Annotated in this window: 13 protein-coding genes and 1 tRNA gene; 9 read left to right on the plus strand and 5 right to left on the minus strand. The window is 34.0% G+C overall.

Features of this window, described 5'->3' with window-relative positions:
* Positions 1-24 precede the first annotated feature (24 nt).
* The 3 genes from CVU84_09895 (at position 25) to CVU84_09905 (ending at position 2,891) form a co-directional block, all read left to right on the plus strand.
* Positions 25-948, plus strand: a complete 924-nt coding sequence (locus CVU84_09895) for an ABC transporter permease (protein PKM94590.1) — start codon at positions 25-27, stop codon at positions 946-948.
* A 309-nt stretch (positions 949-1,257) separates the two neighbouring features.
* Positions 1,258-1,704, plus strand: a complete 447-nt coding sequence (locus CVU84_09900; protein ID PKM94376.1) for an Hsp20/alpha crystallin family protein — start codon at positions 1,258-1,260, stop codon at positions 1,702-1,704.
* 455 nt (positions 1,705-2,159) lie between these two features.
* Positions 2,160-2,891, plus strand: a complete 732-nt coding sequence (locus tag CVU84_09905; protein ID PKM94377.1) for a hypothetical protein — start codon at positions 2,160-2,162, stop codon at positions 2,889-2,891.
* 32 nt (positions 2,892-2,923) lie between these two features.
* On the opposite strand, the gene CVU84_09910 is transcribed toward CVU84_09905, so the two are convergent.
* The 3 genes from CVU84_09910 to CVU84_09920 all read right to left on the minus strand — a co-directional run bounded on the left by CVU84_09910 (position 2,924) and on the right by CVU84_09920 (position 4,314).
* Entirely contained in the window at positions 2,924-3,985 is a 1,062-nt protein-coding gene (locus CVU84_09910) for a hypothetical protein (GenBank protein ID PKM94378.1), read from the minus strand.
* Between the two features lie 57 nt (positions 3,986-4,042).
* Positions 4,043-4,115 (minus strand) — tRNA-Pro (locus CVU84_09915).
* Between the two features lie 46 nt (positions 4,116-4,161).
* Positions 4,162-4,314, minus strand: a complete 153-nt coding sequence (locus CVU84_09920) for a DUF4250 domain-containing protein (protein PKM94591.1) — start codon at positions 4,312-4,314, stop codon at positions 4,162-4,164.
* A gap of 139 nt (positions 4,315-4,453) precedes the next feature.
* Between CVU84_09920 and CVU84_09925 the strand changes: the two genes are divergently transcribed.
* The 4 genes from CVU84_09925 to CVU84_09940 are packed head-to-tail and all read left to right on the plus strand — an operon-like array spanning position 4,454 to position 7,393.
* Complete coding sequence (locus CVU84_09925; protein ID PKM94379.1) at positions 4,454-5,671, plus strand: hypothetical protein; 1,218 nt, start codon at positions 4,454-4,456, stop codon at positions 5,669-5,671.
* Positions 5,672-5,696: 25 nt separating this feature from the next.
* Positions 5,697-6,182, plus strand: a complete 486-nt coding sequence (locus CVU84_09930) for a hypothetical protein (protein PKM94380.1) — start codon at positions 5,697-5,699, stop codon at positions 6,180-6,182.
* 18 nt (positions 6,183-6,200) lie between these two features.
* Entirely contained in the window at positions 6,201-6,977 is a 777-nt protein-coding gene (locus tag CVU84_09935; protein PKM94381.1) for a threonine/serine exporter, read from the plus strand.
* Entirely contained in the window at positions 6,974-7,393 is a 420-nt protein-coding gene (locus tag CVU84_09940; protein ID PKM94382.1) for a threonine/serine exporter, read from the plus strand. The genes CVU84_09935 and CVU84_09940 overlap by 4 nt, the downstream gene beginning before the upstream one ends.
* Here CVU84_09940 and CVU84_09945 read toward each other — a convergent pair whose 3' ends face one another.
* The gene (locus CVU84_09945) at positions 7,394-8,155 is read right to left on the minus strand and encodes a hypothetical protein (protein ID PKM94383.1); all 762 of its coding nucleotides are present in this window, start codon (positions 8,153-8,155) and stop codon (positions 7,394-7,396) included.
* A gap of 394 nt (positions 8,156-8,549) precedes the next feature.
* On the opposite strand from CVU84_09945, the gene CVU84_09950 reads away from it, so the two are divergent.
* The gene (locus CVU84_09950; GenBank protein ID PKM94384.1) at positions 8,550-9,824 is read left to right on the plus strand and encodes an MFS transporter; all 1,275 of its coding nucleotides are present in this window, start codon (positions 8,550-8,552) and stop codon (positions 9,822-9,824) included.
* A gap of 183 nt (positions 9,825-10,007) precedes the next feature.
* Here the strand turns inward: CVU84_09950 and CVU84_09955 are convergent, their stop codons facing one another.
* Positions 10,008-10,886 carry a fructokinase gene (locus CVU84_09955; GenBank protein PKM94385.1) on the minus strand — a complete coding sequence of 293 codons (879 nt, stop codon included), beginning with the start codon at positions 10,884-10,886 and terminating at the stop codon, positions 10,008-10,010.
* A gap of 636 nt (positions 10,887-11,522) precedes the next feature.
* On the opposite strand from CVU84_09955, the gene CVU84_09960 reads away from it, so the two are divergent.
* Positions 11,523-12,458, plus strand: a complete 936-nt coding sequence (locus CVU84_09960; GenBank protein PKM94386.1) for an aspartate carbamoyltransferase — start codon at positions 11,523-11,525, stop codon at positions 12,456-12,458.
* The last annotated feature ends 70 nt before the right edge of the window (positions 12,459-12,528 follow it).

The following is a 12,528-nucleotide window of genomic DNA, read 5'->3' on the forward strand; positions in this document are numbered from 1 at the left end:
TTACTGATCTTTATTCAGATTTTTATGGGCACCTCTTTTTTAGTAGCTGTAATTATTGCAGGAACCCCATTATTATTTGCAACCTTAGGTGAACTCATCACTGAGAAAGCTGGTAACCTCAACCTTGGTGTTGAAGGTATGATGTTAATAGGTGCAGTAGCCGGTTTTGGCGCTGGGTTTATTACAAAAAACCCTGTTATGGCTATTGTTGGCGCTGTAATAGCAGGCGCATTGTCAGCTCTTATTTATGGATTTTTGACAATTACACTTAGAGCCAATCAAGTTGTCTCCGGTTTAGCGTTAACCATTTTTGGAGCAGGATTATCGAGCTATTTAGGAACTAATTTTATAGGTCAGAAAATGCCTGAGAACATCATTACATTTTATGAGCCAATTAAAATACCATTGCTAAATAAAATACCAGTACTCGGACAAATGTTTTTTTCACAAGATATTTTTGTTTACTTAGGCTATATCATGGCGATCGTTCTTGGGATATACTTATATCATACGAGAACTGGTCTAAATCTACGAGCAGTCGGTGAAAACCCTTCTGCTGCAGATTCATCCGGGATTAACATAAATTTATATAAATACATTCATATCCTTATTGGAGGAGCATTGTGTGGACTTGGTGGAGCTTATTTAGCAGTAGTTGAAGTGCCTCAATGGCAAGAAAACATTACAGCTGGACGAGGCTGGATTGCTATTGCTCTGGTTATTTTCTGCAAATGGAATCCATATAAAGCAACAATTGGTGCCTACTTATTTGGTGGCTTAAGCATCATTGGATTTAGGTTACAGCACTTAAACATTTCGCAGAACTTACTTGACATGCTGCCATACCTAATTACAATTATCGTACTAGTTATTAGCTCGATGAAAAAATCAAAAGAAAACTCCCCACCAAAAGGACTAAGTATTCCATATTTTAGAGAAGAACGATAACGATAAGATAAACAAATAAAAACAAAAAGAAAACATCTTACTAAAAGTTGTTTTCTTTTTTTAGTTTCTTATATAAGAGAAGTCTTAAGCTGCTCCAGTTCGATTTGGAGACAACCAATTGAGAAAAACAAAGAAAAACAGAGCATACTTAAGAAATAAATAGATAATATAAATTAATTCCGAATAATTGTTAGCACTCACACGTAATGAGTGCTAACAGCATTTGAAAACACATGATGAATATGATAAAAATATAGTATAGAAAATAACAATCAATAACTAAGAACATTCACTTTGGAGGTGTGATTTATGTTTGGATTATCAACAATGAAAAGAAACGATTTAGCAAACAACAACAATTTTTGGGACATTGACAAATTTTTTGACGGTTTTTTTGATGAACCATTTCTTCCATATCTGAATAGTAGATATGGTTCCATGCACATCGACATCAAAGAAGACCCAGATTCCTATTCTATAATTGCAGAAGTTCCTGGTATAAAAAAGGATGAACTTAAAATTGGAATAGATAGAGATGTGCTAACAATAGCAGTAGAAAGAAAAGAAGAAGTCAATGAAGAAAACGAAAGTTTTGTAAGGAAAGAAAGAAGAGCAGTTAATATGCAAAGAAGTTTTAGACTGGATAATGTTAAGGCAGATGAAATTAATGCGAAGCTTGAGGAAGGAATCCTTACTTTAACATTACCAAAAGTACAACTTGTTCATTCAACAGTTAAAAACATTGAAATTCAATAAATAGTAAAGCGTTCTTTTGAACGCTTTCAGATTGTCGACAAAGAGGTTATACAATGTGTTCTTTTCCCTTAGACGCGCGTCCTGCGCGTAATTCGGGTCGCTTCGCATCCTGCTGCGCTAACGAACACATCGTATAACCTCTTTGTCTCGGTTTCGAAAATTTTATCAAGAAAAACCGCACCAATTATGCTGTTTTCACTAGAAGAATTTGCAATGGGAGGCTGCAACTAACCCATTGCCAATTCTTTGGAATACACTTGAAGCCAAAACTATGACTGTGTTGCAAAAAAAAGAACATCTATATTGTTATATATAAATGTTCTTTCTCGACAGTCTGAAGCGTTCTTTTGAACGCTTTTTCCTTGCTGAGTACAAATTTTCTAGTATTGAATTATAGAATAAATACAAATAGTAAATGCATATATTTTCTAGAGGTTCGCTGCTTTGGAGTTAGAATGAGGAATTTAATAATCGTCATTCCAAAGAAAAAATTTAATACAGATGTATTTGTACGGCTGCTTTTAAAAATAGCTGTAATTTATTTTATTTTAAGTTGTTTTATTTCTACGGATTTAATACTATTGGTTAGTAATTTTTCACCTAAAAATCCCATACAAAATGTACCCATTATATATCAAAATCCAACACTTCCTACTGGTTGTGAAGCTGCAGCTGCAGCTATGTTACTACAGTGGGCTGGTTTTAACGTTACAATGGAGAATATTGCAGATGCCCTTCCAAAAGGGAAATTACCTTATAAAAGTGGTAATAAATTAATGGGAGGTAACCCGGATTATGAATTTGTTGGAAGTCCTTATAAGAAATCTGGATTTGGAGTTTTTCACAAGCCGATTGCTAATGCTATTGAAAAATATTCGCCCTGTGAAGATTTAACAGGCTGCTCCTTTGAGGAGTTGTTGATGCTTATTGATAACAATCGTCCAATAATCGTTTGGGCTACCATTAACATGAAAAAACCATCCATAAACTCGACCTGGTATGATGAAAGAGGAAATAAAGTAGTATGGAAGGTTCCAGAGCATGCTGTAGTTTTAATAGGGTATACGGATACACATGTCATTGTGAATGATTCATTAGCTGGAGGAAATGTAAAATACAATCGTATAGATTTTATTAGAAACTGGGAATATATGGGCAAGCAAGCGGTTGCTCTTTTGGAAGAGTAACTATCGATTAAGTCCAATAATAATGATTCAGTTTATGTTATGATTTTTTTTGAAGTTTTAAATCTTGCTATAAACTGATCTAATAGTATACTAAATAACCAAGAACCCATAAAGATACATATCAACTCAAGAACAAATGTTAAAGTAGGTTCTTGAGATTTTATTTTTTCAAACAAAGACAAGCTATGCAAAACTTTCATAAACATAGGATGGCTTAAGTAGATCGTAAAAGAATGCTTACTTATAGATTGAACGGCCCTACTACTGACAATTTTAAAATGATACTTATTAAGGACTGCAGCCATTGTATATAAAAACAAAATTGATATTAAACTAAAATACCACCAACTATGTCTATAAAGTTCTTTTGATAAAAGCGGAACTTTAGCATTCACTTTATAAGTATCTAATATGTAATAACTTGTAATCAGAAAATAAAATATACTGATTATGACTGGTACAATCTTATGAAATGATATAGCTCTTATTTTTAAGTCAGCAAGGAAAAAGCCCAGTACAAAAAACATGATATAATATGTAAAGAATCGATCACTAAATTCAAACTTGATAAAGCGAATAAAAAAACTATTGAATATAAAAAAGATTGCGGTGGCAAAAATTTTATTTTCTATGGATTGATAGATTTTAAAAATGAGAGGAAATAAAATATATAGCTGAAGTATTAAACAGATGTAATACAAATGATAGTTGGCTTTTCCCAGTCCGAAGTAATAAATCAAACTTTTCATATCTATCGGACGTGCATAAGCCAAATAATTGACGAAGATATATAAGATGCTCCATATTAGATAAGGTACTAAAACCTTAGAAATACGTTTCTTATAAAAGGGTAAGGCCTCAACCTTTTTATTGTAATTGACATAGTATAAAACATAACCACTAATCAATACAAAGCTGGGCACTGCAAATTTAGAAAGTGTATTTAGGACTATAACTGCTTTAAACTGGGGGCTACCTGTTGTAAAGGTATACCAAAAGGCAGCTGTCACATGAATAATAACAACGAGAAGGCAGCATATGGCCCTCATAAATTCTATTTCTGATAATCTGTTTTTTGTTTTGGATGATGTCATAGGATGATTAAGCCAAGAGGCTTATTTAACTCCCTTCAAGTTATCTGAATTTACAAACACAAGAGAAGGGACTCGAACCCTCGACCCCTAGACCCCCAGCCTAGTGCTCTACCAACTGAGCCACTCCTGTATAATTCTATGCAATTATTAAACTAAATTATCAGCTACTTGTCAAGTTATTTAAATTGATTTAAATGAGGATCATATTCATAACCAATGGACTTAAGCTGCTTGTATAAGGCGACAATATCGAGATTATAGTAATTACATAACATATAGATATCCTTAAATTGGTTTCTAAGCTTCATATTAAGAGTGCTTAATAACATATATGGATCTTGGGGAAGTGAATCAGCGCTTTTCACGTTTATTACCCTCCTTATTGACTTAAGAGAATCAATGATTCCTTTATATTCGATAGTGTAACATAAATGGGATGAAAATGGTATCTAAATTGATATTTCTCTTATGAATAAAGTATGCTATAATGATTGTCGAAATGAACATTCATTAGACAGCGTTGTTAGGAGAATAATATTGAAAATAAGAAGTAATCGTTTGTTATGGGGTAATTTTTACGGCTTTATCATTATGGGTATGATTGTTCTTTTTTTAGGCTCAAATATGCCAAATATTAGTGAGCAATATCACCTTTCCTATGTGCAAGGTGGGCTGATTTTATCTTTTTTTGCGGCTGGTAGCTTGATTTTTGGATTCATTTGTGGAATCATAGGCGACTTCATTGGTATGAAACGAGTCTTGGTTTTTGCCCATGTATTAAATACAATTGGTCTTTTGGTGTTTGCACTTAGTAGCTCAGTTTTTGTTCTTTACATAGGTGTCTTTATTATTGGTGCGGGTACAGGTGCTTTTAGCATCAGTGTAAACATGATTGTGAGTGATTTTGTACATGGTGATGGTAGAATAATGAGCTTACTACATATGAGCTTTGGAGTTGGTGCATTTATTATCCCAGTGATTTCAAATCATGCAGTACAATTAGGCTTTCAGTGGAGGAGTGTTCTAATATTACTCGTTATTCTTGAGATAGTGAGTTTGATTTTATCCGTGAATATGAAAGTACACCTTCAACATCATACAGCTGAAGATAAGCCTTCTAATAAAAAAGTGCTTAAAAATTGGCGAATATATATATTTATGGCTATATTGTTTTTTTATGTTGGGGCAGAAAACTCAATCAATGGTTGGATTGTAACCTATTTAATTCATGGTCTTGAATTATCTAAAAGCTTTGCCAATAACACATTGTCGGTATTTTGGATCGTAATGATGTTGGGTAGGTTTATCAACAGCATCATTAGCCAAAAGCTTCATAAAGAAGATATCCTTTTATTTTCTAGCATGGGAGCCTTAGCAATGATTATCTTATTTATGAATGCTACTAATCCTGTTTTAATCGTAATTATAATTGCGCTACTTGCATTCATGTTTTCGGGTATTTATCCTCTAACTTTTGCAAATGCCAATCCGATTATTAGAGGATCAGGATCAGCGGGTGCAATGATTACCTCTGGTGGCGCGTTAGGTTCTGTAACTATTCCGTATATGAGTGGTTTAGCTTCGGAATGGGTAGGGGTAAAAGGCGTGCTTATAACCGTTTTCATTGCGCTGATATTTATGACGATATTCACCATTATAAACAAAAAAGCACAGGTTAAAAGTTAACTTGGATATCAATAGGGAGGCAAGTATGTTTCAATTATCAAATGAGAAGTTTCAAGAAAAAGAAGATATGTATAAACAACTATTGATGAGTGCAAAAGGCTTAATGGCAGGTGAAAGAGATATGATTGCAAATCTAGCGAATCTTTCCTCATTGATTTACCATACTATGGAGGAGGTTAATTGGGCGGGGTTCTATCTTCATAAGACAAACCAATTGGTATTAGGTCCCTTTCACGGAAGGCCAGCTTGTATTCGAATTGATTTGGGAAAAGGTGTATGTGGTAATGCGGCTAAAAATAGAGAGACCATAGTAGTTTATAATGTCCACAAATTTGAAGGACACATTGCTTGTGATGGGGAGACACTTTCAGAAATCGTTGTACCCATGATTGCAAATGAAGAACTGATTGGGGTATTAGATATAGATAGTATTAGAATTGGAAAATTTGATGATGTTGATAAAAGGTTTTTAGAAGAATTGGTGAGTATATTCATCACAGAGTGTTTCTAGATGTAGATAGGAGAAGACATGGATCATAAAAAATTATTTGATTATGCAATTTTAACTGGCGAAATTATGTTGAAAAGTGGTGCAGAAACATCTAGAGTAGAAGATACAATAAATAGAATTCTAGCAACCACCAATTTTAGAACAGTAGAATCTTTTGTTACGCCTACGGGCATTTTTGCTACTTTAGATGACCCTTCAATAGATATGATTACATTTGTGAAAAGGGTGCACAAAAGAGTGGTTCATTTAAATCGAGTTGCTATGGCGAATGACCTATCTAGAAGATTTTGTTCTGGTGAGGTGGAACTAGAGGAGGCTTATAAGTTACTTGAAGTGATTAAAGAGGAGCCACCTTACCCTAATTGGGTAATGATTTTAGCCAAAGGTATCGGTGCTGGAAGTTTTACTGTGGTTTTTGGTGGTGATGTTATAGATATGTGTGTAACTATGATCATTGGATTTGTACTTACTATGATGCAAATAGTACTCAGGAAATTTGATACCTCAAAGTTTTTCGAGGATATCATAGGGGGTGCTCTAATTGCATCCTTGGCAATCGTGTTTTTTTATTATTTGAATATTGGCTCAAATTTTGATTTGATTGTTATTGGTGCGATTATGCCCTTAGTTCCAGGAGTGGCTATAACAAATGCCATTAGAGAAATTATTCAAGGGGACTTCATTTCTGGTATTTCAAGAACAGCGGACGCCTTTATCATTGCTGCCTCTGTTGCAGTCGGTGTAGGAAGCATTCTTAAATTTTTTTATATCTATTTAGGAGGTGCTTTTTTATGATGATTGAGATATTTGCTGCTTTTGCTGGAACTTTCGCTTTTTCAGTTTTTTCAAATGTATCCAAAAGAGAATTGCTTTTTTGTGGAACAGTTGGAGGGATCAGCTGGGCGGTTTACCTTCTTACCTATAACTTAATCCAAGAGAGTATCTTTTCTAGTTTTATTGCAGCAATCGTTATTAGTATTATTTCGCATATCCTCTCTAAGATGCGAAAGAACCCGGTAACAATTTATCAAATTAGTGGTATATTCCCATTAGTACCTGGTGCAGGAATGTACAAAACTCTTTATTATATCGTAAACGAGGATTATAACCTATCTACAATTTATTTATATGAAACCTTGCAAATTGCAGGAGGTATCGCTGTTGCCATGGTATTAATTGCATCAATTAATAATTTGATTATAAAAAGATAATCATTCTTGTTCAACTTCAAACTGACTAGTCTTGCCCATGACGTAAGCTAATTTTATAATAGCTGTCTCTTCCAAAGTCATTTCACGTTCATACATTTTTTCAAATTGTTGGATTAACCTATCTGTTGCAGTGTATTTCTTCTTTGGCCGTATAATGATATTTGGATTATTGAAATTTGGAATATATGTTTCGTATAGCATAGTTTCAGAGTATATTTTTTTGAAAATTTCAGCGGTATAATAAGCATCATTATAAGCATCATGCAAAGGCTGTTCAAACGGTATACTCAAGAAATCAATGCTATTACGAAGGCTTAAGTGAATGCCTTTTGGAAGGTCTAAAAAAACAGCAGTATGAGGCTGTAGGTTTATATAATTTCTTGGAATTTCAAGGTTATCGATCTCATGAAAATGAAGATTTCTAAACATCTCCTTCATATCAGACATTCCCCAAATACATAAAATTGCATCATCGCTACCTATAAAATCAATAAAATCATGAACCACCTCATCAAAAGGTTGTTCCATTTCCAATTGCTCCATCGTAATTCGAGTAAGCTTAGATACGAAGGGATTCATTGTGGGATAGATACAAGGCTTAATCAAACGATTAAAGGTTGATATGGTTTCAAAAGAACTATTGACCTTTACTGCACCAATTTGAATTATTTCAAAAGGACATTTTATAGAGTTTGCAGTGATTTCCTCTGTTTTTGGTGGACAAACTTGATTGAACTCTAGATCAAAAACAATATAATGCATTGGAACATCTCCCATTTAAGTAAGTTAGTGTTAGTATAACACGAAATGCAGTACGATACACAACCTTATTGAGGTAAGACAAAATGAATTGACAAAGAACCATTGGCTGTTATATACTAATAAATGGTAATAAAAAATAATAAGAAAGTGAGGTTATGAATATGAGATTAATGAAATTAAGCAACAGTAATACAACTACAAATTATCACGTGGAAGTAACCTATGATCTATTATTCTAATTTTAGTCTAATCAATATGCCATAGGATACATATCCTATGGCTTTTATAATGTTGGAAAAGAGTATTATGAGAGCCATTAGAACATGTAATGTTTATGGCTTTTTTTATTGGAATGATTTAGGTAAAAGGATTGTAGGCTTTTAGGAGAGAAGAAATGAAAAAGTTATTTAAGCCTTATTTAGGGCTAAAAAGAGAAATATATATTATATTTATTTCTAAAACGATTAATGCAATGGGAGCGCTTATTGGCCCATTTATGACACTATTACTCAGTAAAAAGATTGGGTTATCCAGTGCAGAAACAGGTTTTTATGTTGCTGTTTTAGGGTTTCTATTTGTCCCTTCTAGCTTGATAGGCGGGAAATTATCAGACACCTATGGTAGAAAAAGAGTATTGATTATCTTTGAATTGATTGCAGCGGTGGGTTATGTTGCATGTATATTCATTCAGCCTTCCATGAATTTGGTTTATGTATTAATGGCTACAACCTTTTGTTTTGGTGTAGCAGGACCATCTCATGATGCTATGACAGCAGATTTAACTACCCCAGAGCAAAGACAGGGTGCATTTTCTTTGAATTATTTAGGTTTTAATTTTGGATTTGCAATTTCACAAATATTTGCTGGATTTTTATTTGAAAATCACTTCGTGTGGATGTTTATCATTGATGGGATAACAGCTTTAATTGGAATATTGCTCATAGCTGTTTTTGTTAAAGAGACGTCTACCAATACGAAGCATAGCGAGAGTAAGGATATTAAAATAAAGGAATTGAAGCAATCAGCTAAAAGTTCAACCATAGCTGTGTTATTTTCAAAACCAATATTAATGTACTTTGCCCTTGCTACAATTGGATACAGGTTTGTTTATTCACAATGGTCCTTTATGATACCTTTACATGCTGAAGCAAATTTTGTAAACGAAGGAGCAAAGCTATATGGTTTACTAGGAACCTTTAATGCTACCATAGTTGTAATCTGTACTCCATTAATTACATTGGCATTTGGTAAATTCACACATATTAGAAGAATATTCTATTCGGGATTACTTTTTACCGTAGGTTTTGGCATGCTAGGATTTGTTTCTACCAAAACAGCATTTTTTACCTCGGTGTTCATTTTTACCTTAGGAGAAATCCTTGAAGCAATTAGCTCAGTACCATTTATAATGAGTCATGCACCAGCATCTCATCGAGCAAGAATTAGTTCTATTCTTTCATTATTAATAGGAACGGGATATACGATGGGCTCTTTGGTTATGGGATCGGTACTTGAAATTGCTTCATTTGAAGTATGTTGGAAGATATCTGCAACGGTTGTATTGATTGCAGCTATATTGATGAAATTATTGGAAAAATATGATAACAAAAACACCTGTAGAATTGAGATAGGCAATTATGTAGATACAAAAAATGTTTTATCACAATAAGTAAAGAAAATAAAAAAGCGGCTTTTCACTATGTGATTCGTCGCTTTTTTTGTATAAGAAAAGTTCTGCATAAGCAAGTATAAGTCGATTTTCTTTTTTACTAGGAAAGTATTAAATAAGCAATTGGAAAAGCGGCAGATAGGTAACGAGAGCTTCAAACTCAATGCAGCCGATTTTCTTGTATTATAGTTTGTTTAGTGCCTGCAATGCTAATGCCAATGCTCCATAGGTTCCTGCATTTTCACCAAGCTGTGGACTTACAATATACTGATCTATATCACCTTCAAGTTGGGGTACTTTTATATACTCCTTCAATAATTCTTGAACGTTTTTTCTGACCATATCTAGTAAGTGTTTTTGTCCCATTACACCACCACCAAGGATTATTCTTTCTGGTGATAAGATCATGATATAAGTAAGAACACCTTGAGCTAAATAATATGCTTCCATTTCCCATGCAGGATGAGCTGCATCAAGGAGATAAGCTTTTTGCCCCCAACGCTTTTCAATGGATGGACCAGAGGCCATGCCTTCTAAGCAATTTCCATGAAAAGGACAAACACCTTCAAATTGATCTTGGGGATGACGTGGGATAAGAAAATGGCCCATTTCTGGATGGAGCAATCCATGGAGTAATTTTCCATTCACAAAAGCACCACCACCAATTCCTGTACCAACAGTAATATAAATACAGGAATTAACGTTTTGTGCAGCACCCCATTGATGTTCTGCTAGGGCAGCTCCGTTTACATCTGTATCAAAGTTCATTGGTATATCAAAATGCTCTTTTAATGCGCCTAGGAAGTTGAAATGAGCCCAAGGTAACTTGGGAGTATCTAATATATAACCAAAATTTGCAGCGTCAGGATTAACGCCAGCAGGACCAAAAGTGCCGATACCGATACTTTCAACTTGATTTTCCTTGAAATATTCAATAATTTTTGGCATAGTTACATCGGGAGTTAATGTATCAAGTCGTATAAGATTAAAAACCTCGCCTTGTTCATTTCCTACTGCACAAATAATCTTAGTTCCACCAGCTTCAATAGCACCGTATAGCATAAATGCACCTCTTTCAATTTTGTATTCTTTTGTTTAAGATAACTATACCAGTGACAATAGTATTAGACAATGGAGAATTTTATTGAAAAACTGTCTTTTTTTGTTTTATATATATGAAAATAGGTATTTGCATTGAGATGAGATGTCTTTTACTTGTAAATAACCTATGACTTGTTTTATAAAGCTAGGTTTAAGGGCAGGGAGAGAACAGAATGTAATATTGATGGTTTAAATAGACAAATATCATTTGACACATGGTCTAATCTGTGATAAAATCATAACAATTTGAGCTACAATTTACGAACACATAGCGACCTTTAATTTGGTACCGAGAGACCAGCAAGGGAGGAAAAATGGATGGGACACATTGATGCGTTCTTTTATAATGTAAAGAATCATTTTATGGATATAAAAAGTATAACAGGACTGATGTTGCAAAACCATCTGTCCCAGTTCGTCATTAATAAAAATATGGGTGTAAAATATAAAGCAATAGATGCAGTTGACTATTTCATTTAGTTAATGTATTTATTGCTTTTCTTATTCCTGGGAGAAGTTCTGCAAAAGTTTAATAACTGTATAAATAATCAATAAATACATCAATACTAGTATAAGAATTAAATGGAGGGAAAAACAATGTGGACAAGAAAAGACATGCTAGGACTTAATGATTTAACGAAGGAAGAGATACTTCAAATATTAACATTAGCAAAAGAAATGAAACCAATGATTGATGATAGATCTTTAAGCACGAACACTTTAAAGGATACAAGTATAGTATCCCTGTTTTATGAAAACTCAACAAGAACAAAAATGTCCTTTGCACTCGCAAGTAAGTATTTAGGCGCAACCTTTACTGATTTGGGTATTCATACAAGCAGTGTAACAAAAGGGGAAAGCTTAATTGATACAGGAATGACGATGGACCAAATGGGAACGGATATCATTGTTATGAGACATGGCATGACAGGTGCACCCCACATATTAGCAAAAAATGTCAAAGCTTCAGTTGTAAGCGGTGGAGATGGAACGAATGAGCATCCAACGCAAGGCTTACTAGATTTATTCACAATTATGGAGAGTAAGAAAAGCTTTGAAGGCTTAAAGGTAGTCATTATTGGAGATATTATGCATAGCAGAGTTGCCAGAAGCAATATTTTTGGTCTTACTAAGCTTGGAGCTAAGGTTGTGCTTTCAGGACCAACGACCTTAGTATCAAAAGGCTTGCAGATTCTTGGAGCAGAGGTCAATCACAATGTAAGAGATGCAGTTAAGGATGCAGATGTAGTAATGGGTCTTAGAGTTCAGCTTGAAAGACAAAAGGGTGGCATGTTCCCTGATTTAAGAGAATATTCACAACTTTTTGGAGTAGATAAGGAAGTACTTGACCTTGCAAAAGAAGATGCATTGTTGATGCACCCCGGTCCAGTAAATAGAGGAGTGGAATTGACCTCTGAAATTATAGATGGTAAACAATCAGCGATTAACATACAAGTTAAAAATGGTGTAGCAGTAAGAATGGCACTACTAACCTTACTTGCCCAGGCAAGGAAATCGGAAGCAATTCGCTAGCCCAGGCTTTGAATTGGAAGCAATTCGTTATAGTAACTGGTGAAATATCTAGCATTAACATATATAACAA

Source organism: Firmicutes bacterium HGW-Firmicutes-1 (assembly GCA_002841625.1).
In the GTDB taxonomy this organism is placed as follows: Bacteria; Bacillota; Clostridia; order Lachnospirales; family Vallitaleaceae; genus HGW-1.

Coding starts and splice junctions, on each gene's coding strand:
- CVU84_09895 (PKM94590.1), top strand. CDS start 25: ATGGGCACCTCTTTTTTAGTAGCTGTAATTATTGCAGGAACCCCATTA.
- CVU84_09900 (PKM94376.1), top strand. CDS start 1,258: ATGTTTGGATTATCAACAATGAAAAGAAACGATTTAGCAAACAACAAC.
- CVU84_09905 (PKM94377.1), top strand. CDS start 2,160: ATGAGGAATTTAATAATCGTCATTCCAAAGAAAAAATTTAATACAGAT.
- CVU84_09910 (PKM94378.1), bottom strand. CDS start 3,985: ATGACATCATCCAAAACAAAAAACAGATTATCAGAAATAGAATTTATG.
- CVU84_09920 (PKM94591.1), bottom strand. CDS start 4,314: ATGTTATTAAGCACTCTTAATATGAAGCTTAGAAACCAATTTAAGGAT.
- CVU84_09925 (PKM94379.1), top strand. CDS start 4,454: ATGAATAAAGTATGCTATAATGATTGTCGAAATGAACATTCATTAGAC.
- CVU84_09930 (PKM94380.1), top strand. CDS start 5,697: ATGTTTCAATTATCAAATGAGAAGTTTCAAGAAAAAGAAGATATGTAT.
- CVU84_09935 (PKM94381.1), top strand. CDS start 6,201: ATGGATCATAAAAAATTATTTGATTATGCAATTTTAACTGGCGAAATT.
- CVU84_09940 (PKM94382.1), top strand. CDS start 6,974: ATGATGATTGAGATATTTGCTGCTTTTGCTGGAACTTTCGCTTTTTCA.
- CVU84_09945 (PKM94383.1), bottom strand. CDS start 8,155: ATGCATTATATTGTTTTTGATCTAGAGTTCAATCAAGTTTGTCCACCA.
- CVU84_09950 (PKM94384.1), top strand. CDS start 8,550: ATGAAAAAGTTATTTAAGCCTTATTTAGGGCTAAAAAGAGAAATATAT.
- CVU84_09955 (PKM94385.1), bottom strand. CDS start 10,886: ATGCTATACGGTGCTATTGAAGCTGGTGGAACTAAGATTATTTGTGCA.
- CVU84_09960 (PKM94386.1), top strand. CDS start 11,523: ATGTGGACAAGAAAAGACATGCTAGGACTTAATGATTTAACGAAGGAA.